Source organism: Nocardioides coralli (assembly GCF_019880385.1).
Classification (GTDB): domain Bacteria; phylum Actinomycetota; class Actinomycetes; order Propionibacteriales; family Nocardioidaceae; genus Nocardioides; species Nocardioides coralli.
Window position 1 is genome coordinate 2,521,811 of sequence record NZ_CP082273.1, and the last position, 24,526, is coordinate 2,546,336.

A 24,526-nucleotide genomic window follows, 5' to 3' on the forward strand; every position below is an offset into this window, starting at 1 on the left:
CTATCGGCTCGAGGGTCTGGTCGAAATGACGAAGGGCGTCCCGGTCTGGCGGGACGCCCTTCGGTGGTTCGGTGTGAGTGACGTCAGGTCACTCCGCCGGGACGATGTTGACGACCTTGCGGCCGCGCTTGCGGCCGAACTCGACCGCACCGCCGACGAGCGCGAAGAGGGTGTCGTCGCCACCGCGACCGACGCCAGAGCCCGGGTGGAAGTGGGTTCCGCGCTGGCGGACGATGATCTCGCCGGCGTTGACGACCTGGCCGCCGAAGCGCTTGACGCCGAGGCGCTGGGAGTTGGAGTCGCGACCGTTCTTGGTCGAGGCCGCACCCTTCTTGTGTGCCATTGCAGTAAGTCCTTCGGGCTCAGAGGGAGATGTCGGTGACCTTGACCTGGGTGTACTTCTGCCGGTGTCCCTGGCGCTTCTTGTACCCGGTCTTGTTCTTGTACTTCTGGATGACGATCTTGGGTCCCTTGGTGGCGCCGAGGACCTCGACCGTGACCGCGGCCTTGTCGAGCTTCTTGGCGTCGGTGGTGACCGTCTCGCCGTCCACGGCCATCACCACGGGCAGGGTCAGCGTCTCGCCGACGGCGGTCGAGACCTTGTCGATCTCGATGACGTCGCCGACAGCGACCTTCTGCTGGGTGGCGCCAGCGCGCACGATCGCGTACACCGCGGTCTCCTTCACGTCTGTTGCATCGTCTGTGCCTGCGGCACGCACCGTGAGCTGGACGGGATGCCGTGCAGGGAGGCACGCAGCGCGCACCGAGGGTCAATAGTACGGACCGGGCCCTCACCCCGCAAAACGGCACCCGGACGGTCCGTCGCCGCGCGCCACGGGGGGCGGGGTCGCCGTCGGCGATAGCCTGCTGGGCAGACCGACCGGGCCGAAAGGACAGTCACGTGACCGACTACCCGCAGTATCCCCTGGACCCGAACCAGCCGGGTGGCGGAGCCCAGCCGTCGAGCGGCCAAGGGCCGCGCCCACAACCCGTCGACCTGGCCGTGAAGCTGATCTGGATCATGATCGGGCTGAGCGTCGTCGGGGCGCTCGTCACGTTCGTCAGCCTCGACAGCATCGTCGACCAGGCGCTCGAGGACGCCGGGGTCTCCGAGAGCCTCGATGCCGGCGCCGTGCGCACCGGTGCGGTCATGGGCGCCGTCGTGGGGCTGGTCATCAGCGTCGGCCTCTACGCCCTCCTCGCGGTGTTCATCGGCAAGGGCGCCAACTGGGCCCGCATCGTCTACACCGTCCTGGCGGGCCTCGGCATCGCCCTGTCGCTGCTGGGCTTCCTCACCGGTGGCGTCGGCGGACAGCCGATCCTGCTGACCCTGATCTCGCTGGTGTCGCTGGGCCTGACGATCTGGGTGCTGGCCCTGCTGTGGAGCTCGGAGTCGAGCGGCTGGTTCAAGCAGCCGCGCTCCCCCGTGGCCTGACCCACGACCGGGTGCGCGGCCCCCTCGGGCCGCGCACCGGAGCCGTACGGGGTCAGCGCTTGCGCGATCCGCGCTTCTTGACAGGGACGTGCTCGACCACCGGTGGCGTGGCCGGCTCGGCGTCGGCCGTCCCCGGCTCGACCGCCCCGTCGACGGGCGGGGAGCCGATCGACCCGACCGCCGTGGGGGGCGCAGCGCTCGCTCCCGCCGGTGGTCCCGCGGGTCGGCTCGCGCTGCGGCGACGCGTCCGCGTCACGACCTTGGGCGCCTGCGGCTCGGCGGGCCGCTCCGGCCCGGGCTCCGTCGGCGTATCAGCGCCCCGTGCCGGCTCCGAGGCCGGGCTCGGCTCGTCGGACTCGGGCCGGTCGGGCGCCTGGTCGGGCTTCTCCTGGGCGGACGGCTCGCTGGCTCCACCCGACCGGTCGGGGGTCGCGTCAGCCGCCTGCTCCGCCGCCGGTTGGGCTTGGTCAGCGGCGGCTGCAGGCACCGGGGCATCGGGCTCGGCCGTGGATCCCTCGGTCTCGGTCTCGGCGGTCTCGGCGTTCCCGGCATCCTCAGCGTCCTCTGCCTGCTTCGGTGCGGGCCGCGCCATCGCCGCGACGTCCTTGGGCGACGGGCTGGCGGACTGACCGTTGCCTCCGCTGCCCCCGTTGCCGTTGCCGGACCCGGCTCCGCCGCGGCCGCGGCGCGAGCGCCGGTTGCCACGTCGTGAGTCGTCGTCGCCCTTCTTGGGCTCGACCGGGGCCTCGGTGGTGATCAGGCCGCGCCCACCACAGTGCTCACAGGTCTCCGAGAACGCCTCGAGCAGACCGGTGCCGATCCGCTTCCTGGTCATCTGCACGAGGCCGAGCGAGGTGACCTCGGCGACCTGGTGGCGGGTCCGGTCACGGCCCAGGCACTCCACGAGCCGACGCAGCACGAGGTCGCGGTTGGACTCGAGCACCATGTCGATGAAGTCGATGACGATGATGCCGCCGATGTCGCGCAGCCGGAGCTGGCGCACGATCTCCTCGGCCGCCTCGAGGTTGTTCTTGGTGACCGTCTCCTCGAGGTTGCCCCCGGAACCGGTGAACTTGCCGGTGTTGACGTCCACGACCGTCATCGCCTCGGTGCGGTCGATGATCAGCGAGCCACCGGAGGGCAGCCAGACCTTGCGGTCGAGACCCTTGTGGATCTGCTCCTCGATCCGGTAGGTCGCGAAGAGGTCGGCGTTGTCGCCGTCGTGCTTCTCCAGCCGGTCCTCGAGGTCGGGAGCCACGTGGGTGACGTAGCCGTGCACCGTGTCCCACGCGTCGTCGCCCTGCACCACCAGCTTGGAGAAGTCCTCGGTGAAGAGGTCACGCACGACCTTGAGCATCAGGTCGGGCTCGCCGTAGAGGAGCTGCGGGGCGTTGCCCTTGGCCTTCTTCTCGATGTCGGCCCACCGTGCGGTGAGACGTTCGACGTCGCGGGTCAGCTCATCCTCGCTGGCGCCCTCGGCGGCGGTGCGGACGATGACACCGGCCCCGTCGGGGACGATCTCCTTGAGCAACGACTTCAGGCGGTTGCGCTCGGTGTCGGGGAGCTTGCGGGAGATGCCGCTGTTGGTGCCGTCGGGCACGTAGACCAGGAAACGACCCGCGAGGCTCACCTGGCTGGTGAGCCGGGCGCCCTTGTGGCCCACCGGGTCCTTGGTGACCTGGACGAGCACCGACTGGCCGGAGGAGAGGACGGACTCGATCTTGCGCGGCTGCCCGTCCTTGTGGCCGAGCGCGGACCAGTTGACCTCACCGGCGTAGAGCACGGCGTTGCGGCCCTTGCCGATGTCGATGAACGCCGCCTCCATGGAGGGCAGCACGTTCTGGACCCGGCCGAGGTAGACGTTGCCGATCAGGGAGGTCTGCGACTCCCTGGCTACGTAGTGCTCCACGAGCACCTTGTCCTCGAGGACGGCGATCTGCGTCAGGTCCTCACGCTGCCGGATCGCCATCACGCGGTCCACGGACTCGCGGCGGGCGAGGAACTCGGCCTCGCTGACGATGGGGGCCCGACGGCGCCCGGCCTCACGTCCCTCGCGGCGTCGCTGCTTCTTGGCCTCGAGGCGGGTGGAGCCGGTCACGGCCGTGATCTGGTCCTCGGCGGACCTGCCCTGGCGGACCTTGGTGACGGTGTTCTGCGGGTCGTCGTCGGCGTCACCGCCGGACTCGCCGGCCCGCCGACGGCGGCGGCGACGCCGTGACGAGGAGGAACCGGGCTCACCGGCCTGCTCGTCCGTGCTGCCGGGGTCGCCGGAGGTGTCGGCGGCGTCGGCGTCCTGGTCGGACTCCCCCGCGCCGTCCTCGCCGCCGGACTTGCGACGGCGACGTCCCCCGCGCCGCCGACGCCGGCGGCTGGCACCGTCGCCCGACTCGCTGCCCTCGGCGTCATCGGGGCCCTGGTCCTCACCGGTCTCGTCGTCCCCGGCCGCGGGAGCGCCGTCCTGGACCGGCTCGGCCTCGGCCGCCGGCTTGGCGCGGCGCGGCTTGGCGGGCGCCTGCGTGGTGTCCGGCGCCTGGAAGAGCAGCATGGTGGGGGCCGGCCCCTCGTCCGGCTCCGTCGACTCGCTCGGGCTCTCGGCCGGGGCGGGCTCGGCCTTCTTCCTCGTGGCGCGCTTGGGGGCGGCCGGGGTCTCCGTGTCGGTCGCCGACCCGTCGGACTCCGCGGCATCGGCCGTGGCGTCGGCGGCGGTCGGCTCGGCGGCCTTCTTCGCCGCGCTCTTCTTCGCGGCGGTCTTCTTGGCGGTCGGCTTCTTGGCGGTCGTGGACTTCTTCGCCGTCGTCGCCTTCTTCGCCGCGGCCTTCTTTGCGGGCTTGGCGTCCTTCCCCGAGGAGGCCGAGGCGCCGGCGTCCTCCGGTGCGGGCTGCGCAGCCGCCTCGGCGGCTTCAGGGGTGGATTCGGGAGTGGTGTCCTCAGTCATCGGTACATCCCTCTGTCCGACGCCACGGGTGCGCCGGACCGTCGGCGTCGCCGTCGCGGTGGTGCCAGACGGCGTCGCAAAGCCTTCGTGTGTGCCGACGACACCCTCCGCGGGCCGCGTCGACGCTCACCTGTCGCCGGCCTGCCGCGGTCGCCGGGCCCCTGTACGCCGGAGGTCTGTCACCCACTCCAGCCGGGCCGCGTCGCGGTCGGGCGACGACGGGCGTTCGTCGTGCCGGCCCACTCGTGCTGACCGGCGAGAACGTCGTCGGGTCGGTTCGGACCGACCGAGGCCGAGTATCGCACACGGGCCCGCGAACGGGGTCATGCCCGGAGGGTGGGTCGCTCAGGCGAAGGGGTCGCGCAGGGATCCGTCCTCGGCGAGGGTCCCCTGCTCGAGCCGCGTGAGGAGCGGGGCGTCCCCCGTGTGCAGTCCCGTCAGCTGGCGCAGCCCGGTGAGGACGTCGTCGGGCCGGACAGCCGGGACCGTGTGGTGGAGGACGAGGTCGAGCGACCCGCCGTCGGCGGTCAGGGTCACCACGGCCGCCCGGCAGTCGAACTCACGCATCCCCTTCTTGGTCATCCGCTCCACGGTGACCGAGTCGGCATCCAAGAAGCGCGTCACCGCACCGGCCAGCGCCTCCGGGTCCGCGGCGGTGTCGATGCGCCAGCGGCTCGCGGTCAGCAGGTCCGCGAGCGATCCCCCGGGCGACTCAGCCACGGCGAGCACGTCGAGGCCGGCGGGCAGTGCGTCCTCGAGGTCGCGCCGGACCTGGTCCGGCTCGGCCCGCTCGGCGAGGGCGATCTCGAGGTACTCGGCCTCGCTCGCGGAGCCGGTCGGCGCCGCTCCGGCGTAGGAGATGCGCGGGTGGGGGTTGAATCCCGAGGAGTAGGCCATGGGGACGCGGGCCCGGAAGACGGCGCGCTCGAAGGCGCGGGAGAAGTCGCGGTGGGAGGTGAAGCGGAGCCGGCCCCGCTTGGCGTAGCGGACCCGGAGCCGCTGGACAGGTGGGGCTTGCTGCTCAGGCTGCTCGCGCACCCGGACAGGGTAGGACCCCGCCCGGGTGCGCTCGCATTCCTCGGTTGGGGTCAGCCGGTCAGCGAGGTGTCGTCGACGACGAAGCTGGTGGCGAGGCTGGAGTCCTCGGTACCGACGAACTTCACCGTCACCGCGTCACCGGCCCAGGCCGAGACGTCGAAGCTCCGCTCGACGTACGACGTCCCCTCGTCGAGGTTGGAGAACGTCCCGAGGGTCGTGGTCGACCCGCCCGACACGATCTGCACCCGGAAGGTGTCGTAGGCCGTCCACGCCGTGGTCTCCGCGCTGGAGATGTAGAGGTGGAACGACAGGGTGGCGTTGCCCGAGCTCGGCACCGTGACGTCCTGGGTCAGCGTGTCGGTGTTGGAGGTGCCGTAGCCGTTGAACCAGGCCTTCCACGACCCGGTGCGCGCGGGGGCGCCGGTCGAGCTGGTGATCACGCCGCTGGTGGCGGTCCAGGCCGTCGCACCGGACTCGAAGCCGGGGTTCTGCAGGACGTTGCCGGTCGGCGGGGGCGGCGGGGGCGTGCCACCGGTCAGCAGCGAGTAGAGCAGCCGGTTGGGCGATCCGCTGCCCGCGTTCGTGACGACACCGGAGGTCGCGGTGCTGGTAATGGTGCTGGCCACCGTGCTCGGCGACGCGGTCGGGTTGCCCTGCAGGTAGAGGGCGGCCACGCCGGCGACGTGCGGGGTCGCCATCGAGGTGCCGGAGATGGTGTTGGTGGCGCTGTCGGAGGTGTGCCACGCCGAGGTGATGCTCGAGCCCGGGGCGAACAGGTCGAGGCAGGAGCCGTAGTTGGAGAAGCTCGACCGGGCGTCGGAGCTGGTGGTCGAGCCGACGGTGATGGCCGCACCGACCCGCGACGGGGAGCCGTTGCAGGCGTTGGTGTTGTCGTTGCCCGCCGCCACGGCGTAGGAGACGCCGTCGGCGATCGAGTTGTTGACGGCGTTGTCGAGGGCGGTCGAGACACCGCCACCGAGGCTCATGTTGGCGACCGCCGGGGTGCCGGCCGCGTGGTTGCTGGTCACCCAGTCGACGCCGGCGATGACGCCGGAGGTGCTGCCCGAGCCGTTGCAGTCGAGGACCCGCACCGGGCGGATGGTGACCTGCTTGGCGACGCCGTACGTCGTGCCGCCGACCGTGCCGGCGACGTGGGTGCCGTGCCCGTTGCAGTCGTCGGTGCCGCGACCGTCGCTGATCGCGGTGTAGCCGGAGGCCATCCGGCCGGTGAGCTCGGCGTGCGACGCGCGGACGCCGGTGTCGATGATGTAGGCCGTGACGCCCGAGCCCGTCGGCGTGTAGGTGTAGGTGCCGTTGAGGGGCAGGTTGCGCTGGTCGATCCGGTCCAGGCCCCAGGTGGCGTTGTTCTGGGTGGTGGCGATCGACACCCGCTGGTCGGCCTCGATGAAGGCGACGTTCGGGTTGCTGCGCAGCGCCTGGAGCGCGCGGTCGGGGAGCTTGGCGGAGAAGCCCTCGAGCGCGGACTGGAAGCGGGCGACGTCCGAGCCGCCGTTGCGGCGGGCGACGTCGGCGGCCTGCTGCTCCTGCGCGCCGCTGGCGCGCTCCTCCATGACGACGATGTAGCGACCGTCGATGGCCGAGGACCGCTCCTCGCCCAGCACCGGGGCCTTGCGGTCCGGGTCGGGTGACGCCGCTGCCGGTCCGGCAGTGGCGGTGAGCGTGCCGAGGGTGAGGGCGGCGGCCGCGGTGACGGCCAGGCCACGCCCGCGGCGCGCCGGTGATGACGACAGGTTCATGTCTCTCCCGAGGGATGTCGATGGCCCCGCCGAGTGCGGGGCCATCGGAACCTAGCCAGCGCCGACGAGGGTCCGCCGGAGGTTGCTGCCTCATGTTCGTGCACCGCACGAACCTGCAGGTTTAGCGCCTCAGGGCAGCGGCTGGCCCTTCATCAGCGCCGACCTGTAGACCGAGGAGATCACCACGCCGTCCAGCCAGCGGGTCAGCCGCTGGGCCTCCGCGTCGAGCAGGCCGCGGGCGTCGGCACCGACGTCCTCGCGAAGGAACACCTCCACCGCACCCGCGTCGTCCTGGACCCAGCACCCCACGATGCGGCCGTCCACCCAGGCGGTGGAGCCGCCGTTGCCGTTGCTGTCGAAGAGGTACGGCGTGTGTGCCGGGTCCAGGTAGAACTCGCGGTCACGCCACCCCATCGTGGTGGGGTCGAGCACCGGCAGCAGCGCCGCCCAGGGCGCGACCGTCGGTTCCGGGTCGAGGTCGTCGGGCAGCAGGTAGCCCGTCCGCCCACCGTCCAGGGCGACCTCGACGGCACCGACGTCGCCGAGGGCGCGGCGGACCGCGCCCTTGGTCGCGCCGAGCCACCACACCAGGTCCGCCTCGGTGCCGGGACCGAACCGGGACAGCCACCGGCGTACGAGCTCGGCGTAGCCCTTCTCCTCGGGCCACGGCTCCGGCGCCTCGCCGAGCCAGGCCTCCATCCGGGCCCAGGTCGGGCGCGAGGTCCGCCAGTGGCCGTCGTTGTGCGTCCGCACCAGGTCACCGCGCGCGCCCAGGAGCGTCAGCACCCGGGGTGCGAACGGCGTCGCGAAGGACCACTTCTTGCCGTCCACGGCCCGGCTGCGACCGGCCAGCTCCGGCACCTCCTCGCGCAGCCGCGTGGCCGACATCGACGAGCCGTCGGACAGCCGTTCCAGCACGGCACGCTCCGCCGCGACCAACCACGCCTCGCCGTCCTCGGTGACGCCCGCACGGACCAGCTCCTTGACCAGCAGCCGGCGCTGCTGCTCGGCCACCCGGGCCGACGCGCTGCCGAGCGCGGCCGGGAGCAGGTCACGGGGGAACACGAAGAGCGTGCGCCGCATCGCGAGCTGCCGGACGAGTGTGCGGTCGGTGTAGAGAGCGGCCGCGACGTCGTCGGGGCCGGGATCCTCGGTGCGGGCGGCGATCGACAGGTAGGGACCGAAGGGCTCGGTGGCGTGCAGGACGACCATCGCCTCGGTGGCCGCAACCGGACCCGCCACGCGGTGGGCGGGGGCGACGGCGTGCCGACGAGCGAGACGGGCGCGGCGCTCCGTGTCGGGAACGTGCCTCACGCGGCCTATCCTGCCGGAGCCATGTCCAGCTCTCCCCTCACCCACCGGCACGCCACGGTGCGGTGCCGGCTCCTCACCCGGGCAGCGGCGTCGTGAAGCGGGCACTGGTGGTCCTCGTCGCGGTCGCCGTGGTGGTGACCGCCGTCGTGGCGGGGCTCGCGGCGGCGGACCGACCGACTCCCTCGCCCCCTCCCCCGGCTCCCTCGGCGGATCCCGACGAGCCGCCCCCGACAACCCCGGGACAGGAGACCGCAGCAGGCGCCACGCTCGCGCCGTGCCCGCTCCCCGCGCGCGCGGACCTGACCGTGCTGTCGCTCAACATCCACGCCGGCCGCACCAAGGCCGGCCGCCTCGACCTCGGGCGGGTGGCCGCGGAGCTGCGGGCGTGGGACGCCGACGTGGTGCTGCTGCAGGAGGTCGACCGCGGCCGGCGGCGCAGCGACGGCGTCGACCAGGCGCGATGGCTGGGCCGCCGCCTGGGCATGGACGCCGTGTTCGGTCCCGGCCGACGCGCGCGACCGGGCGCCAGCGGCAACGCGGTGCTCTCGCGCTACCCGATCGTCACGTCGGGGAACCAGCGGCTGCCCTCACGGGCCGGCCTCTACGGCCGGGGTCTCGTGCGGGCGACGATCGACGTCGACGGCCGACGGGTCGACGTCTTCAGCACCCACCTCGAGCACGCCTCGCGCCGGGTCCGCACGCAGCAGGCCGGCGCCGTCGTGGAGCGGGTGCGGCAGTCGCCCCGACCGGTCGTGGTCGGCGGTGACGTCAACGCGGTGCCCGGTACGCCGCCGCTGCGCCGCCTCCAGCGCGCCGGCCTCGTCGACGCGTGGGCCGTCGCCGGCCGCGGGGACGGGTTCACCGTCCCGGCGTACGCACCCCGGCGCCGGATCGACTTCGTGCTCGCAGACCGCTCGTTCCGGGTGAGGTCGACCGAGGTGGTGCTGAGCTCGATCAGCGACCACCGCGGGGTCCTGGCCGAGCTCACCCTGCTGCCGGCGGCCTGCGACTGACGAGCGGCCCCGTCGGCGCGTGGGCCCCGGTGGTTTCGTGGCTCGTCGCTGGCGCTCCTCGCACCTCAACCTCCGAGCGTGCCGGCTTCAGCGCTGGGGGACGATGCCGGTGCGTCCCTCCCAGGAGCCGTGCTCGGAGAGCGCGCGGAACCGGTAGGTCGCGAACTCGTGGTGGAAGTCGCGGCGCCGCCGCTCCGCCATCGCGACGGCGTGCCGGTCCGGCTCGGTGACTGAGGACCGGCCGTGCACCATCTCCTCCATCTCCGCGACCGTCCGCCAGACCGAGAACGTCGAGATCGTCCGCGGCGGCCGGACGGCCGCGAGGGCCAGGGTCGTCCCGGGGTGGTCCCGGACCAGACGTTCGACGGGCTTGCCCCAGCGCAGGAACCGCGGCACCTCCGGCAGCCGCATCCGGGCGACCGTGACGGCGACCACCGGCTCGTCCTGGGACCAGGTGCCCGCCCTGCGGGGCAGGTCGGGCAGGGCCGCGAGGGCTGACCAGCGTCGCAGGAACTCCAGCCGGACGTGCCAGCCGACAGCGAGGTGGCGGCCCAGCGGGTGGTCGGCCAGGAACTGGTCGATCGCCGCCTCGTCGCGCCACTGCGCGAACACCGCCAGCCGGCGCAGCTGCATCCGCTCCGGTGACACCGTGGCTGCGCCGAGCCGCATGAGCGCCAGGCACTCGGCGTGCTGCAGCCCCGGCACGGACGCGCACGTGGGTGGTCGCGCGAGCGCTCGCGCCGTCGCCGTCCACGGCAGCTCGACCAGGTGGAACGAGTGCACCGTCATGCCGCGCGCTCGAGCTTGTAGTGCAGTCGCACCGCCCACGTACGACGCAGCCGCAGCTCGTGGTCGGTGCGCAGGACACCGGCCTGGTCCACGTAGACGTGGAAGGTCTCGTGCAGCGGCACCCGCGCCGCGTGGTCGCGCCGGTCGCGGACCACCACGTAGGCGCCGTCCTGCCCGAACCTCCCGGGAGGGGACGCCAGGACGAGCCCGCCGGCGGCGGTGACCGACGGTCGGAGGAACACCTGGACGTTCCCGGACTCCAGGGGGAAGGCGACGTGGACGCTCGGGCGGTCTGCCCCGGGCAGCAGGCGGGCGGAGTAGCAGCCGCTGAACACGTGCCGGCCGCCGCGGCGCAGGGTCCGCACCCAGGCGGCAGCGACCTGGGCGCCGTCGCCGTCACGGATCAGGGTCAGGCGGCTGTCCATGCCGTGCGCCACGTCGAGGGGTCGCATCGGCAGCGCGAGCTGCTCGACCCGTCGCCCGTAGAGCCTCGACACCAGCTCGCCGGCCGGCCAGAAGACGGGCGACCAGCCGGTCCACACCTCCATCTGCCAGGCGGCGGTGTGCTCGTAGAAGTCGCGGACCTCGGGACGGAGACAGGCCGCGTCGAAGCCCGGCCCGTCCAGGACGGCCATCGACGGCAGCAGCCCTGCCGTGGCCGAGTCCTCCTCGAGGCGGCCCCCGTGTCGGGCCGCCTCGGTCGCGAGCCACCCGTCGGCCACCCGGGCCGTGCGGCTCGTCGGCGCCGCCAGCCACGACTCCGTGCCATGGAGGTCCACCGGGCGCCCGGTGAGTCGCCAGAGCTTCCGGGAGGCGAGGTCGAGCAGATGGTTCACGGGCCCGGAGTCTGGCACGTCGCCCCCGGCGGGGCCGCGTCGATCAGACGACCGAGAGCGGGAGCAGCTTCTGGCCGGTCGGTCCCACCTGGATCTCGGTGCCCATCTCGGGGCACACACCACAGTCGTAGCAGGGGGTCCACCGGCAGTCCTCGACGTCGACCACCGAGTCGGGGTCGTCCGCGGCGGCGAGCGCGTCCTCCCAGTCGGCCCACAGCCAGTCCTTGTCGAGACCGGAGTCGAGGTGGTCCCACGGGAGCACCTCGTCGTAGTCGCGGGGACGGGTGGTGTACCAGTCGACGTCGACACCGGTGCCGGCCAGCGCGCGCTCGGCGCTGTCCATCCACCGCTCGAAGGAGAAGTGCTCGCTCCACCCGTCGAAGCGGCCGCCGTCGCGCCAGACCTGCTCGATGACCCGGCCCAGGCGGCGGTCACCGCGTGAGAGCAGTCCTTCGACGATGCCGGGCTTGCCGTCGTGGTAGCGGAACCCGATGGCGCGGCCGTACCGCTTGTCCTCGCGCACCGTCTCGCGCAGCTTGCGGAGCCGCTCGTCTGTCGTCTCGTGGTCGAGCTGGGCGGCCCACTGGAACGGCGTGTGCGGCTTGGGGACGAAGCCGCCGATCGAGACCGTGCACCGGATGTCGTTGCGCCCCGAGACCTCGCGGCCCTTGGCGATGACCTTCTTGGCGAGGTCGGCGATCGCCAGCACGTCCTCGTCGGTCTCCTCCGGGAGCCCGCACATGAAGTAGAGCTTGACCTGCCGCCAACCGTGGGAGTACGCCGTGGCGACGGTCCGGATCAGGTCCTCCTCGGTGACCATCTTGTTGATCACCTTGCGCATCCGCTCCGACCCGCCCTCTGGGGCGAAGGTCAGCCCGGAGCGCCGGCCGTTGCGGGAGAACTCGTTGGCGAGGGTGATGTTGAAGGCGTCGACCCGGGTGGAGGGCAGCGAGAGCGAGACGTTGGACCCCTCGTAGCGGTCGGCCAGCCCCGTGGCCACGTCGCCGATCTCGGTGTGGTCGGCGCTCGACAGCGACAGCAGGCCGACCTCCTCGAAGCCGGTCTTGCGGATGCCGTTCTCCACCATGTCGCCGATGGTGTTGATCGAGCGCTCACGGACCGGCCGCGTGATCATGCCGGCCTGGCAGAACCGGCAGCCGCGCGTGCAACCGCGGAAGATCTCGACGCTGAAGCGCTCGTGGACGGTCTCGGCCAGGGGCACCAGCGGCTTGGCCGGGTAGGGCCAGGCGTCGAGGTCCATGAGCGTGTGCTTGCGCACCCGGTCGGGGATGCCGGGCCGGTTGGGGACGACGGCCTCGATCGTGCCGTCGGCGGCGTACGCGACGTCGTAGAACCGGGGCACGTAGACCGCGCCGCTCACCGCGAGCCGGCGCAGCAGCTCGTCGCGGCCCCCCGGGCCGTCCTCGTCCTTCCACTCCCTCACCACGTCGGAGATCGCGAGCACGACCTCCTCGCCGTCGCCGAGCACGACGGCGTCGACGAAGTCGGCGATCGGCTCCGGGTTGAAGGCCGCGTGGCCGCCGGCGACGACCACGGGGTCCTCCTCGCCGCGGTCGGCCGCCTGCAGCGGGATGCCGGCGAGGTCGAGGGCGTTGAGGAGGTTGGTGTAGCCCAGCTCGGTGGCGAAGGAGACGCCGAGCAGGTCGAAGGCCCGCACCGGCCGGTGGCCGTCGACGGTGAACTGCGGGATCGGACCCTCGCTGTCACCCTCGCGCATCACGCGCTCCATGTCGGGCCAGACCGAGTAGGTGCGCTCGGCAAGGATCCAGTCCCGCTCGTTGAGCACCTCGTAGAGGATCTGGACGCCCTGGTTGGGCAAGCCGACCTCGTAGGCGTCGGGGTACATCAGCGCCCAGCGGACGCTGACGGAGTCCCAGTCCTTGACGGTGGCGTTCAGCTCACCACCGACGTACTGGATGGGCTTCTGCACCGATGGCAGCCTCGGCTCGAGCCGGGGAAAGACCGATGCGACGGGCACGACGGAACACCTCGAAGACTGGCGTGGGGTCGGAAGGGGCCATCGTACGCCCGCCTCGCGGCTGTGCCGATTCAGCGAGTCAGGGCACCCGGGACCCCACGAGCGCCTACCATCCGAAGCGACCGGGAGTCGACTGTGTCCCGGACGGGGAGAACACGTGGGAGAACAGACGGAGACCACTGCGGCACGGCGTCTCGCGGTCGTCGTGCCGCTGGCGCTCGCCTTCACGGTCTTCAGCCTCGAGGTGATGCCGCCGGCCGACCAGCCCACCGAGATGTGGGGCACCATGGCCGCCACCGTCATCTGGTCGACGGTCGTCTGGGACGGCCGCACCCGCCCGGGCCTCACACAGGCCGCACACGTCCTCGGGCAGCTCAGCCTCTTCCTCATGGTCGCCCTGGCCTTCGACTGGCCCCTCGCCGACGCGCTGTGGATGGGGGTGACGAACATCGGGGTCGGGGTCGGGCTGGTGGTGGTCTACGCCCGGCTGCGACGCGGGCACGGCTGGTCGCCGGCCACGGCGTCGGCAAACCTGACGCTGCTCGGCCTGGCTGCGGTCGCCGGCGTCCTCGTGGCACTCCTCGGTGGCTACCCCAACCTCGAGGCGGGCCAGATCGACCGGCTCACGCTGTGGTGGATCCTGCGCAACACCGTCTACGTCTACGTGGGCAGCGTCTGCTTCCTCGGGCTCTTCTTCAGCGGCCAGAGGTGGGTCGGCGAGGGCGTGCCCCGCTGGGTGGTCGGCGCCCTCGCCCCACTGGGCGCCGTCTGCCTCTGGGTCACCTACTACGACCCGGAGCTCCCGCTCACCTGGTTCCTGCTACTGCCGGCGGTCGTCGCGGGCAGCGTGCTGACGGTGCGAGGGGCGGCGCTCTACGCCCTCTGCGTCGCCCTCGGGGGTGCCCTCGCGACGCTCCACCCCATCAACCAGTGGGGCTACACCGGGATCATCCCCGGGTCGGTCATCATCGACCTGCTGCTGACCGCCTCCACCTTCATCACCCTCCACCTCGCCGTGCTGCGCGACCAGCGCGCGGCCGCGACCGACCTGCTGGAGCAGGAGCGGGCAGCCGCCGACGAGCAGGCCGAGCTGCTCCGGACCGTCTTCGAGTCGATGTCCGACGGGCTCGTGGTCCTCGACGACCAGCAGCGCGTGGTCCTCCACAACGTCGCCGCCCGCCAGCTGGTCGGACGCCGCATCCCCGTCGGGGTGCCGGTGGACTGGGTGACCCACTTCGGCCTGCGCAGCGGTGACGGCACCGACCTCTCCCTGCAGGACCTGACCGCGGACGCCGACGGGTCCTGGTCCGGGCAGCTCATGGTCGACAGCGACGGTCACCCGCGGGTCCTCGACGTCCGCTCGTGGCCCATGCACGGGACGCCGGACCGCACCATCGTGCTCTTCTCGGACGTCACGGCCGAGCGCGACCGGCTCAGCGAGCTGACCGGCTTCGCCGGAGTGGTCGCCCACGACCTGCGCAGTCCGCTGGCGAGTCTCCACGGCTGGCTCGAGCTCGCCGCCGACGCCGTCAGCGGACCGCGACCCGCGGGGGCGATGCTCTTCCTCGAGCGGGCCCAGCTCAACAGCCACCGCATGCTGCAGGTCATCGAGGACTGGCTGGCCTACACCGTCAACCGGGACGGTCTCCTCAACCGCAGCCAGGTGTGTCTCGACGGCCTGCTGTCCGAGATCGTGGCCCCCTACTCCTCCCAGGACGCCGACTCCTCCCCCCTGTTCGAGCTCGACGCCCGCCACACGGTCGACGCCGACCGGATGCTCACCCGCCAGCTGCTCGCCAACCTCATCGGCAACGCCGTCAAGTACACCCGGGACGGCGAGCGGCCCCACGTCCGGGTGTGCTCCCGGCCGGACGAGGAGGCGGGCTTCGTCCGCGTCGACGTCAGCGACCGGGGCATCGGCCTTCCGCCAGGGCAGGAGGAGCGGATCTTCGAGGAGTTCCACCGGGCCCCCGAGCACGCCCAGACCTTCGCCGGCACCGGCCTGGGCCTCTCGTTGTGCCGCCGCATCGTGAGTCGCCACGGGGGGCAGATCATGGCCCGCAACAACCCCGAGGGTGGGGCCACCTTCAGCTTCACCCTGCCGGCCGCCTGAGCCGGCGACTCCCGGACCGGACCCTTGCCGTCCTCCCCTAGGGTTCTGGGCATGCTGGGGGCGAGGGTCGGGAACCGGATCTCCTGGACGACCGCCGTCCCGGTGCTGGCCATGCTCGCCCTGGTGGCGACCTGGGGACGCAAGCCCGGCGATGTCGTCCTCGCGCTGGTGGGGCTGCTGCTCGGCGGCGCGGTCCTGGCGGCCGTGCACCACGCCGAGGTCGTGGCCCACCGCGTGGGCGAGCCGTTCGGCTCGCTGGTCCTGGCGGTGGCCGTCACCGTGATCGAGGTCGCGCTGATCGTCACGTTGATGATCACCTCGACATCCGACACCAGCGGGCTGGCCCGCGACACCGTCTTCGCGGCGGTGATGATCTCGATCAACGGCATCGCCGGCCTCTCGATCCTCGTCAGCGCCCTGCGCAACCGGTTGGCCGTGTTCAACCCCGAGGGGACGGGCTCGGCGCTGGCGACCGTCGTCACCCTCGCCACGCTGTGCCTGGTGCTCCCCCGCTTCACCACGAGCGAGCCCGGCCCGGAGTTCTCACCCGGCCAGCTCGCCTTCGCCGCCGTGGCCTCCACAGCCCTCTACCTGATGTTCGTCTTCACCCAGACCATCGCCCACCGCGACTTCTTCCTGCCCGTGGAGGAGGGCGGCACGGCGGTCGACGAGGATCACGACGGTCACGCGGACCCACCCTCGAACACCATGGCGCTGCGCAGTCTCGGCCTGCTCCTGGTGTCCCTGGTGGCCGTGGTGGGGCTGGCCAAGGTCGAGTCGGTGGCGATCGAGCGGGCGGTGGCGGCACTCGGCTTCCCCGCCGCGTTCGTCGGCGTCGTGATCGCGTTCGTCGTGCTGCTGCCCGAGTCCATCGCTGCCGTCAGGGCAGCACGTCGGGACCGCACCCAGATCAGTCTCAACCTGGCGTTCGGTTCTGCCGGTGCGGCCATCGGACTCACCATCCCCACGATCGCCATCGCCTCGATCTGGCTCGAGGGGCCGCTGGCCCTCGGTCTCGGCCAGACGCAGATCGTGCTTCTCGTGGTGACGGCGTTCGTCGCTGTCCTGACGGTGGTCCCCGGACGCGCCAAGCCGCTCGCCGGCGGGCTCCACCTGGCGCTGCTGGCGGCCTTCGTGTTCCTCTCGATCCGGCCCTGAGCGGGCGCCTCAGCCCTTGACGTAGGAGAGCTTCTCGCAGACCCGCCCGTCCCGGAGCCGCAGCACGTCGACACCACGCACGTGGCCGGGGGCGCCGTCGGCCTCCGTCCAGTCGAAGCGCCACCGCAGCACTCCCCGGTCGCCGTGGACGAACGACTCCTCCTCGGTGAAGGTCGCCTCGGCCGTGGTCGCGAACAGGTCCTCCCAGACCCCGCGCACGGCTTCCTCACCCTCGTGACGGATGCCGTCAGGAGCCGGGCCGGTCGCCTCGAAGACGCAGTCGTCGGTCATCAGCGCCATGATCGCGGGTACGTCGCCACGGCCGAACGCAGCCGAGAACTGCGCCAGCGCCGCGTGGGTCGGACCCCACGCCGGGTCACGACCGAACGCGGAGAGCAGCTGGGCCTGCGGGTCGTCCCGGGCGCCCGCACGCGGTGCGATCACCCCCGCCTGCCGATACAGCTCCTCCCGCTCCGCGAACCACGCCCCCACCTCGTGGACCAGGGCCGGGTCGAGCCGGCGGTCGGCCCCGGTCGCGACGGCGAGGTCCCAGCCGTGGACCAGGTGGTCGGCGGCGAGCTGACGGACGTACTCGTCCATGCGCTCCTCCCCGTAGGACAGGTGGACCGTGCCGCCGCCCGGCAGCGTCTCCGCGACCGCGAGCACGGCCTCCTGCGCGGCCCGGAGGGCGCTGTCGATCGGGTCGTCCCCGAGGAGGTCGCCGTCGAGCCGGTCGCCCACCTCCTCGATCGTCCTCCCGTGCATGAGCGGGGCGGTCCAGCGGTCCTCGCCCGTGACGTGGTTGACGAGGTCGTGGACGGTCCACTCCGTGCACGGCGTGGGGTCCTGCCACTGGTCGGGCTTCACGGCGTTGACGTGGTCGGCCCAGCTCTCGACGGTCCGGTGGTAGAGCGTGTTGAGGTCCATCTCAGGCGACTCCTGACTCGAAGGCCGCCGCGGCCTGGTGCAGCCACCAGCCGAGGTTGACCCGTTCTCGTTCCCTGACGTGGGGGGTGGGGTGCTCGACGATGTCGAGCGCCTTGTTCCAGCCGAGCCAGACCAGCCCGGCCAGCAGCCCGAGCCGCATCGCGTCCGCGTCGTACGCCGCGCCCATGACCTCGCGGTAGCGCCGAACCAGCTCGTCGAGGCCGCCGTCCATCACGTGGGCGCAGCCGGCGAGCAACCGCCCGACGTCGATCTCTGCCGGGCCCACGGTCGTCATGCCCCAGTCGAGGAGGGTCACGGTTCCGGGCCGGTCGCTCTCCAGCGCGAGGTTCACGATCGACAGGTCGCCGTGCAGCAGGGCCGGCGGGTGCTGGGCGCACGCCGCGACCAGTGGCGCGGTGTCGTGGGCGAGCGCCATGACCCGGTCACCCACGTCCCCGGGCGCGACCTCGGGCCAGTGGGCCCAGCCCCGGAGGGCGAGGTCGATCAGGCCGGCGCCCGCCAGGCGCTGCAACCGCGGTACCTCGAAGACGCCCAGCACCTCCCGTAGCGGGGTCAGCACACCCGGGTCCGCCGCGAGCGGGGTGGCATGCAGCTGCGCCGCCGCCCGGAACACCGTGCGCGACTGCATCGCGGACACCCGTGAGTGCCAGCCCAGCACGGCTGCTCCGAGGTCGCGCATGACCACGACGCCGAGGCCGTCGTCGTCGTACCAGGCGTCGAGGATCGCGTGGTGGACGAGCGGCGGCAGCGCGTGCAGCAGACCGCTCTCGAAGACCGCCACCTCGCGGCCCCGCTCGTCGCCCAGCATCCGCATCACGAGGTCGCGGTCGGGGTCGTAGCGCTTGACCACCACGGTCGAGCCGTCTGCGAGCACGACCCGGTCGAGGGTGGCTCCCGAGCGGCCGTCCTCACCCAGTGGCGTGCGCTCCAGCGCGGCGTCCAGCACCGCACGGTCCATGGCCCCATGGTGCTCCTGGTTCCCCCGCCGGGCCAGACCCGTCCGGGGGATCTTCACCGCCGGACGAGCACCCGCTGCTGGGCCACGAGGCGGGCTGCCGGGGAGACTGCCGACCGCAGGTGGATGTTCTGGAGCAGGCCGACGGCGAGCAGACCTGCGAACATCGAGCTGCCCCCGTAGGACACGAACGGCAGGGGTACGCCGGTGACCGGCATGATCCCCAGGCACATGCCGATGTTCTGGAACGCCTGGAAACCCAGCCAGCAGGCGATGCCCGCGGCTGCGATCCGGCCGAAGGTGTCCTCAGCCCGTGCGGCGATGACCAGCGCCCGCCAGATGACGACCGCGAGCAACGCGATGACCAGCCCCGCGCCCAGCAGGCCGAGCTCCTCGCCCGCCACGGTGAACACGAAGTCGGTGTGCTGCTCGGGGACGAACCCGGAGCGGGTCTGGGACCCGTCGAAGAGCCCCTGCCCGAAGAGACCCCCGTTGCCGACGGCGATCCTGGCCTGCTCGGTGTTGTAGCCGGCGCCGCGGGGGTCCAGGTCCGGATTGGTGAAGGCCAGGAACCGGTCGACCTGGTAGGCCTTGAGCATCCCGCCGGCCACGGCGGCGGTCGCCGCGACGACCCCGCCCGCCAGCAGCAGGCTGAGCCAGCGGCGCGGCGTACCGGCGGCGGCGAGCACGCCGAAGACGGTGGCGGTGAGGACCAGCATCGTCCCGAGGTCGGGCTGCAGCAGGATCAGCACCGCAGGGAGACCCGCGATCAGGAGCATCAGGCTGACGTCGATCCAGTCGACCGTGCGGTGCCGCCTGCCCTCCGCACGCTCCGCGACGACGAGCGCCATCCCGATGACGACCGCCAGCTTGGCCAGCTCGGCCGGCTGGATGGACAGCCCGGCCAGCTGGATCCACGACCGGGACCCGTTGATGGTGACCCCGTTGGTCAGCACCAGGACCAGCCCGCCGACCGAGACCAGGTAGGCCACCGGCGCCAGGATCCGCACCCACCGGTGGTCGGTGGCCAGCACCAGGACCATGAGGACCAGGCCCACCGCGATGTTGACCAGCTGCTTGCGCAGGTAGGCCGCCGCATCGCCGCCGGTGAGGTCGAGCCGGGCCGAGGTCGCCGACCACACCAGCAGCGTCCCGAGGACCAGCAGGGCGGCCACGGCCGACATCAGCAGCCAGTCGAGACCGGGCACGCGCAGGGTCGCGCTGCCCCGACCCCGGCCGGTCATCGCCGGCTCCGGGGCGGGATGATCGAGCCGTCGCGCTGGAAGCTCGGGAGGGCGTCGGGCGCGACCACCCCCGGGACCGCCGCCCGGTCGGCCCGGACCTCGAGCCCCTCGACGCCGTAGAGCGCCTCCCAGATCCTGCGGAGGGCCGGACCCGACGTGCCGGAGCCGGTGCCTCCCTGGCTGACCATCATCACCACGACGTAGTCGTCGGTGTAGGAGGCCACCCACGAGGTCGACTGCTTGCCGTAGACCTCGGCGGACCCGGTCTTCGAGCGGATGACCACCTTGTCGTGCGGGAAGCCGACGAGCCGCCAGCTCATCGTGCCGCGGGTGCTGACCCCCTTCAGCGCGGTGTCGATGTAGGACAGCACCTCGCGGGGCAGCCCCACGGTGCCGACCTTGCGGGGCCGGAACCGCTCGAGCACCGTGCCGTCGGGGCTCACGATCGCCTTGGCGATCTGCGGCGCGTGGAGCACGCCCCCGTTGCCGAGCGCGGCGTAGCCGCGGGCCAGCTGGAGCGGGGTGACGATGGTGTCGCCCTGGCCGATCGCGAAGTTGACGGCGTCGCCGGCGCGGTAGGCGTAACCCTCGATGCAGAACTCGCGGGCGAACTTGTAGACGAAGTCGCTGGTCTCCTGGTCCTGCGGCTTGGCGGCGATCCCGCAGTAGTAGTCCTTCATCTGCTTCCAGTAGCCGCGCTTCCAGCGCCGGTCGGCGATCCGGCCGGATGCCTCGCCGGGCAGGTCGATCCCGGTCTCGGCGCCGAAGCCGAAGGTCTTGGCCTCCTCGACCAGCGGGTCGCGGGCCGTGACGTCGTCGACGTCGGAGCCGTACTTCGCCCAGTAGTTGAAGCCGATCCGGTAGAAGAAGGTGTTGCAGGAGACCTCGAGCGCGCGGTCGAACCCGATGGACCCGTAGGCACCGGACTCGTAGTTCTTGAACACCCGGTTGCCGACCTGGAAGCCGGAGGAGCAGTCCAACCGGCTCGCCGGGGAGTAGCCGTGGGTCAGCGCCCCGGCGGTCATGAACGGCTTCCACGTCGAGCCCGGGGCGAACTGGCCCTGGGTGGCGCGGCCGAGCAGCGGCGTACCGGCCTTCTCGGAGTAGAGGTGGGCCAGCTGCTTCTTGGTGATGCCGCCGACCCAGACCTCGGGGTCGTACGTCGGCTGGCTGGCCATCGCCACGACCCGGCCGGTCTGCGTCTCGAGGACGACGGCTGCGCCGGCGTCGGCGACGTAGTTGCGGCCCGTGACCGTGTCGCGGGTCTGGCGCGCGGTGCGGATCGTCTGCGCGAGCTGCTTCTCGACCACGCCCTGGACCTTGGCATCGAGGGAGGTGACGAGCGTGTCACCGGGCTGGCCCGGGATCTCCTGCTCCTCCCCCAGCACCCGGCCCATGGAGTCGACGGCCACCCGCTGGTAGCCGGGCATCCCGCGCAGCCACACGTCGTACTGCTTCTCCACCCCGGCGCGCCCGACCGCCGAGGCGCCGTTGAGGGAGCGGTCGCCGTTGTCACGCGCCTGGTCGTACTCCTCCTCGGTGATGGGGCTGAGGTAGCCCAGCAGGTGGGCGGCGTTGATCCCGAAGGGTCGCGGGTAGGCGCGGACGCTCTGCTGCTCCGCGATGACCGCGGGGTGGTCCTCCGGCTGCTCGAGGATCCGCAGCGCGACCTGCTTCGGCACGTCGTGGGCGATCGGGACCGGCTGGTAGGGCGAGCCGTTCCAGCACACGCCCGGCACGCTGCCCTCGAAGCCGCAGGTCACCAGCTTCTTGCGGATGCGGGAGGGGGGCTGGTCGACGGTCGAGCCGATCCGCTGGAGCAGCCGCTGCTGCTGCGACTCCGTGAGCCGCTCCAGCAGGGTGCGGTCGATCGAGACGACCCACGACATCCGGTTGGCGACCAGCGGGCGGCCCTGGGCGTCGACGATCAGCCCGCGCTGCGGCTGCACGACGATCTCGCGCACCGACTGGTCGGCTGCCTGGGCGGTGTACTGCTCGCCGCTGACCACCTGCAGGTAGTAGAGGCGGACGAACAGCGTCGCGAACAGCGAGAACACCAGCGCCTGGATCACCACCAGGCGCAGGCGGCTGCGGGTGTCGGCGCTGGTGGCCGACATCAGGCGGCGACCCGTTCGGGCTCGATCCGCCGGAACATGCCCATCAGCGGCGGCAGCACGAACGGCGTCAGCAGCACGTCCCAGAGCACCGCCACCAGGATCACCTGCAGCAGCGTGCCGACCTCGAACCCGGGAGCCTCGAGCAGCGTCCCGGTCAGGGCGAAGACGGACGTGCCGACGAACGAGGACACCGCGACCGTGGCGACCACCGCGGTCGCGGTCGGGCGCTGCTCCTGGTGGACCCGGCCGGCGACGTACCCGACGAGGACGAGGGCCAGTGCCCACTGACCGGCGACGTGGTCGGCCGGTGGCGCGAGGTCGAGGGCGACTCCGGCGACGAATCCGACGACGGCGGCGAACTGGGCGCCGCGGACCAGCGCGGCCGCGACCACCACCAGCAGCACCAGGTTGGGCACGATGCCCTGCCAGGCGACGTGCGGGAAGACGGTCACCTGCAGCACCAGCGCGACGACGACCGCTGCCAGCGCCACCCCGGCCCGGACGAGGGTCATCGCAGGCTCCCGTCGGCCTCGACCACGGCCCGGTCGCTGCTGGTGCCGGACGGGACCACCACCCCCACGAGGTCGAGGGAGCCGAAGTCGACGAAGGGCTCGATGACGGCCCGCTGCGAGGTCTCCCGGATGCTCGAGAAGACCGCGGTGACGCGCCCGACCGGGACGCCGGCGACGTACGGCGCCCCGCTCTGGCTGCCCCAGGTGACGACCACGTCGTGCTTGGCGGGGACCTCGGCCTCGTCGACGAGCTCGAGGTCGAGCTTGCCGCTGTCGCCGAGGTCGCCGCGTCCCTGGAGGAAGCCCATCTCCATGCTGCCGCCCACCCGGCCGCCGACCACCGAGCCGGCGTCGATGACCAGCAGCACGGTCGCGGTCGTCCGGGTGGTGCGCAGCACCCGGCCGACCAGGCCGTCGTTGTTGAGCACCGTCTGGTCGGGGCGGACGCCGGCGTCGGAGCCGGCGTCGATCGTGACCGTGCGGCTGAAGGACTGTGAGGGTCCGAGCGCCACGACCCGGGCGGGCACCAGCGCCTGGCCGAGCCCCTCGGCGGTAGCCGTGAGGCCGTCGTACTCCTCGAGCCGGTTGCGGTCGTAGCCGGACGTCGCGACCTCCGAGCGCAGGTCGGCGTTCTCGGCCTCGAGGGCGGCCAGCTCGGCGCGCAGCGAGTCGTGGGACCGGAACCAGCCGGGGATGGAGGTCACCGGCCGCACGACCGCGGCCGAGGCTGCCTCGAGCGGTCCCAGCGTCTCGCCCACGGCGCGGCGGGCGGGCTCGAGCGGGGAGTCGGGGCCGCCGTGGTAGTCGAGGGTGATCAGGGAGACGCTGGCTAGCACGAGGGCCACGAGCAGCGCCCGCGAGGGGCGCCGACCGGCGTCGAGCTCGCTGAGGCTGCGCCAGCGACGCTCGCGGAGGCGACGTACGTCGAGCGCCATCAGTACCTCCGGGGCTCGGAGACCAGCACCTGGTGGAGCGCCTCGAACTCCTCGACGCACTTGCCGGCGCCCATCGCCACGCTGGCGAGGGGGTCCTCCGCGACGTGGACCGGCATGCCGGTCTCGTGGCGCAGCCGCTCGTCGAGGCCGCGGAGCAGGGCGCCGCCGCCGGTGAGCACGATGCCGCGGTCCATGATGTCGCCGGCCAGCTCGGGCGGAGTCTGGTCGAGGGTCGCCCGCACCGCGTCGACGATGGCGTGCAGCGGCTCCTCGAGGGCCTGACGGATCTCCGCGCTGGAGACCACCACCGTGCGCGGCAGGCCCGAGACCATGTCGCGGCCCCGGATCTCGGCCTCCGGCTCGTCCGGCAGCGGGAAGGCCGACCCGAGGGTCATCTTGACCTCCTCGGCGGTGCGGTCGCCGAGCATGAGGGAGTACTCCTTCTTCATCCACGCGACGATCGCCTGGTCGAGGTCGTCGCCGGCGGTGCGGATGGAGAGGCTGGTCACGATGCCGCCGAGGCTGATGACGGCGACCTCGGTGGTGCCGCCGCCGACGTCGACGACCATGTTGCCGGTGGCCTGGTGCACCGGCAGCCCGGCGCCGACCGCGGCGGCCATGGGCTCCTCGATGATGTAGACCCGGCGGGCGCCCGCCTGGTAGCCGGCTTCCTTGACCGCCCGCTGCTCGACGGCGGTGATGCCGCTCGGCACGCAGACGACCATCCGCGGCTTGGCGAAGTAGCGGCGGCGGTGCACCTGGCGGATGAAGAAGCGCAGCATCTGCTCGGTCGCCTCGAAGTCGGCGATGACGCCGTCCTTCAGCGGCCGGATGGCGGTGATGTTGTCCGGCGTACGACCGATCATCCGCTTGGCCTCGTGACCCACGGCGAGGATCTCGCCGGTGGTGTCGTTGAGCGCGACCACACTGGGCTCGTCGAGCAGCACGCCCTTGCCGCGGACGTAGACCAGCGTGTTGGCGGTACCGAGGTCGACCGCCATGTCACGGCCGATGAAGCTGTTCGCCATGTGCCCGATGCCTCGCGCTCAGTCGTTCCGGGGGAAGCGGGAGCGCCCCCGCGACGCACCCTGTGACGAGGTTAGGTTCGCGAGGCCCCGCCCCCCGGGAGACACGCGGGACGGATGGGTCAGGTGTGATCTGGGGTGCTGTGACCTTGCCGAGCCGTCACTGCGGCTGGTTCACACCCCCGCGAGCCGTCACTACGGCTGGTTCACACCCCGGCCAGCCGTCACTGCGGCTGGTTCACACACCCGTGAGCCGTCACTTCGGCAGGTTCACCGAGCGAGCGTCGCAGCAGACGCACGCAGCCTGGACCCCGCGGGGTGACAGCTCGGGGGACCGAACCCGCCGGAGTGACGGCTCGGCTGGTGCTGAACCAGCCGCGGTGACGGCTCGGCCCTGGCTGAA

20 protein-coding genes are annotated in these 24,526 nt (G+C 72.3%); 4 read left to right on the top strand and 16 right to left on the bottom strand.

What is annotated here, in order from left to right:
• Positions 1 to 88: 88 nt before the first annotated feature.
• Positions 89 to 343 carry a 50S ribosomal protein L27 gene (rpmA, locus tag K6T13_RS12305; RefSeq protein ID WP_222894857.1) on the bottom strand — a complete coding sequence of 85 codons (255 nt, stop codon included), beginning with the start codon at positions 341 to 343 and terminating at the stop codon, positions 89 to 91.
• Positions 344 to 362: 19 nt separating this feature from the next.
• Positions 363 to 671 carry a 50S ribosomal protein L21 gene (gene rplU / locus K6T13_RS12310; protein WP_222898280.1) on the bottom strand — a complete coding sequence of 103 codons (309 nt, stop codon included), beginning with the start codon at positions 669 to 671 and terminating at the stop codon, positions 363 to 365.
• Between the two features lie 230 nt (positions 672 to 901).
• On the opposite strand from rplU, the gene K6T13_RS12315 reads away from it, so the two are divergent.
• Complete coding sequence (locus K6T13_RS12315; RefSeq protein ID WP_222894858.1) at positions 902 to 1,435, top strand: hypothetical protein; 534 nt, start codon at positions 902 to 904, stop codon at positions 1,433 to 1,435.
• 52 nt (positions 1,436 to 1,487) lie between these two features.
• Here K6T13_RS12315 and K6T13_RS12320 read toward each other — a convergent pair whose 3' ends face one another.
• The 4 genes from K6T13_RS12320 to K6T13_RS12335 all read right to left on the bottom strand — a co-directional run bounded on the left by K6T13_RS12320 (position 1,488) and on the right by K6T13_RS12335 (position 8,479).
• Complete coding sequence (locus K6T13_RS12320) at positions 1,488 to 4,370, bottom strand: ribonuclease E/G (RefSeq protein WP_222894859.1); 2,883 nt, start codon at positions 4,368 to 4,370, stop codon at positions 1,488 to 1,490.
• A 345-nt stretch (positions 4,371 to 4,715) separates the two neighbouring features.
• A complete protein-coding gene (locus K6T13_RS12325; protein WP_222894860.1) occupies positions 4,716 to 5,408 on the bottom strand; it encodes a TIGR03936 family radical SAM-associated protein in 693 nt (230 codons plus the stop codon).
• A gap of 50 nt (positions 5,409 to 5,458) precedes the next feature.
• Entirely contained in the window at positions 5,459 to 7,165 is a 1,707-nt protein-coding gene (locus tag K6T13_RS12330) for a S8 family peptidase (protein WP_222894861.1), read from the bottom strand.
• Positions 7,166 to 7,294: 129 nt separating this feature from the next.
• Positions 7,295 to 8,479 (bottom strand): winged helix DNA-binding domain-containing protein, encoded by a 1,185-nt coding sequence (locus K6T13_RS12335; protein ID WP_222894862.1) that lies wholly within the window; start codon positions 8,477 to 8,479, stop codon positions 7,295 to 7,297.
• A 92-nt stretch (positions 8,480 to 8,571) separates the two neighbouring features.
• On the opposite strand from K6T13_RS12335, the gene K6T13_RS12340 reads away from it, so the two are divergent.
• Positions 8,572 to 9,492: an endonuclease/exonuclease/phosphatase family protein gene (locus tag K6T13_RS12340; RefSeq protein WP_222894863.1), complete on the top strand. Its 921-nt coding sequence runs from the start codon at positions 8,572 to 8,574 to the stop codon at positions 9,490 to 9,492.
• 87 nt (positions 9,493 to 9,579) lie between these two features.
• On the opposite strand, the gene K6T13_RS12345 is transcribed toward K6T13_RS12340, so the two are convergent.
• From K6T13_RS12345 to K6T13_RS12355, 3 genes are read right to left on the bottom strand one after another with little or no spacing between them, the layout of a single operon-like run.
• On the bottom strand, positions 9,580 to 10,281 hold the full coding sequence (locus tag K6T13_RS12345; protein WP_222894864.1) for a hypothetical protein: 702 nt from the start codon (positions 10,279 to 10,281) through the stop codon (positions 9,580 to 9,582).
• Positions 10,278 to 11,117, bottom strand: a complete 840-nt coding sequence (locus K6T13_RS12350) for a hypothetical protein (RefSeq protein ID WP_222894865.1) — start codon at positions 11,115 to 11,117, stop codon at positions 10,278 to 10,280. The genes K6T13_RS12345 and K6T13_RS12350 overlap by 4 nt, the downstream gene beginning before the upstream one ends.
• A 43-nt stretch (positions 11,118 to 11,160) precedes the next feature.
• Positions 11,161 to 13,116, bottom strand: coding sequence for a TIGR03960 family B12-binding radical SAM protein (locus K6T13_RS12355; RefSeq protein ID WP_222894866.1), 1,956 nt, complete (start codon positions 13,114 to 13,116; stop codon positions 11,161 to 11,163).
• Positions 13,117 to 13,273: 157 nt separating this feature from the next.
• On the opposite strand from K6T13_RS12355, the gene K6T13_RS12360 reads away from it, so the two are divergent.
• Both K6T13_RS12360 and K6T13_RS12365 read left to right on the top strand, forming a co-directional pair.
• Complete coding sequence (locus K6T13_RS12360; protein WP_222894867.1) at positions 13,274 to 15,229, top strand: sensor histidine kinase; 1,956 nt, start codon at positions 13,274 to 13,276, stop codon at positions 15,227 to 15,229.
• A gap of 51 nt (positions 15,230 to 15,280) precedes the next feature.
• A complete protein-coding gene (locus tag K6T13_RS12365) occupies positions 15,281 to 16,387 on the top strand; it encodes a calcium:cation antiporter (RefSeq protein WP_222894868.1) in 1,107 nt (368 codons plus the stop codon).
• A gap of 9 nt (positions 16,388 to 16,396) precedes the next feature.
• Here the strand turns inward: K6T13_RS12365 and K6T13_RS12370 are convergent, their stop codons facing one another.
• Genes K6T13_RS12370 through K6T13_RS12400 form a run of 7 tightly spaced genes read right to left on the bottom strand, consistent with a single transcriptional unit; the run spans position 16,397 to position 24,126 of the window.
• Positions 16,397 to 17,314 carry a TIGR03086 family metal-binding protein gene (locus tag K6T13_RS12370; protein WP_222894869.1) on the bottom strand — a complete coding sequence of 306 codons (918 nt, stop codon included), beginning with the start codon at positions 17,312 to 17,314 and terminating at the stop codon, positions 16,397 to 16,399.
• A gap of 1 nt (position 17,315) precedes the next feature.
• Positions 17,316 to 18,293: a phosphotransferase family protein gene (locus K6T13_RS12375; protein WP_222894870.1), complete on the bottom strand. Its 978-nt coding sequence runs from the start codon at positions 18,291 to 18,293 to the stop codon at positions 17,316 to 17,318.
• Positions 18,294 to 18,346: 53 nt separating this feature from the next.
• The gene (gene rodA / locus K6T13_RS12380) at positions 18,347 to 19,534 is read right to left on the bottom strand and encodes a rod shape-determining protein RodA (RefSeq protein WP_222894871.1); all 1,188 of its coding nucleotides are present in this window, start codon (positions 19,532 to 19,534) and stop codon (positions 18,347 to 18,349) included.
• Positions 19,531 to 21,651 (bottom strand): penicillin-binding protein 2, encoded by a 2,121-nt coding sequence (gene mrdA, locus K6T13_RS12385; protein WP_222894872.1) that lies wholly within the window; start codon positions 21,649 to 21,651, stop codon positions 19,531 to 19,533. Before mrdA ends, rodA begins: the two co-directional genes overlap by 4 nt.
• The gene (mreD, locus tag K6T13_RS12390) at positions 21,651 to 22,163 is read right to left on the bottom strand and encodes a rod shape-determining protein MreD (protein ID WP_222894873.1); all 513 of its coding nucleotides are present in this window, start codon (positions 22,161 to 22,163) and stop codon (positions 21,651 to 21,653) included. Before mreD ends, mrdA begins: the two co-directional genes overlap by 1 nt.
• Positions 22,160 to 23,098, bottom strand: a complete 939-nt coding sequence (mreC, locus tag K6T13_RS12395; protein ID WP_222894874.1) for a rod shape-determining protein MreC — start codon at positions 23,096 to 23,098, stop codon at positions 22,160 to 22,162. Before mreC ends, mreD begins: the two co-directional genes overlap by 4 nt.
• Positions 23,098 to 24,126 carry a rod shape-determining protein gene (locus tag K6T13_RS12400; protein WP_222894875.1) on the bottom strand — a complete coding sequence of 343 codons (1,029 nt, stop codon included), beginning with the start codon at positions 24,124 to 24,126 and terminating at the stop codon, positions 23,098 to 23,100. Before K6T13_RS12400 ends, mreC begins: the two co-directional genes overlap by 1 nt.
• Positions 24,127 to 24,526 lie beyond the last annotated feature (400 nt).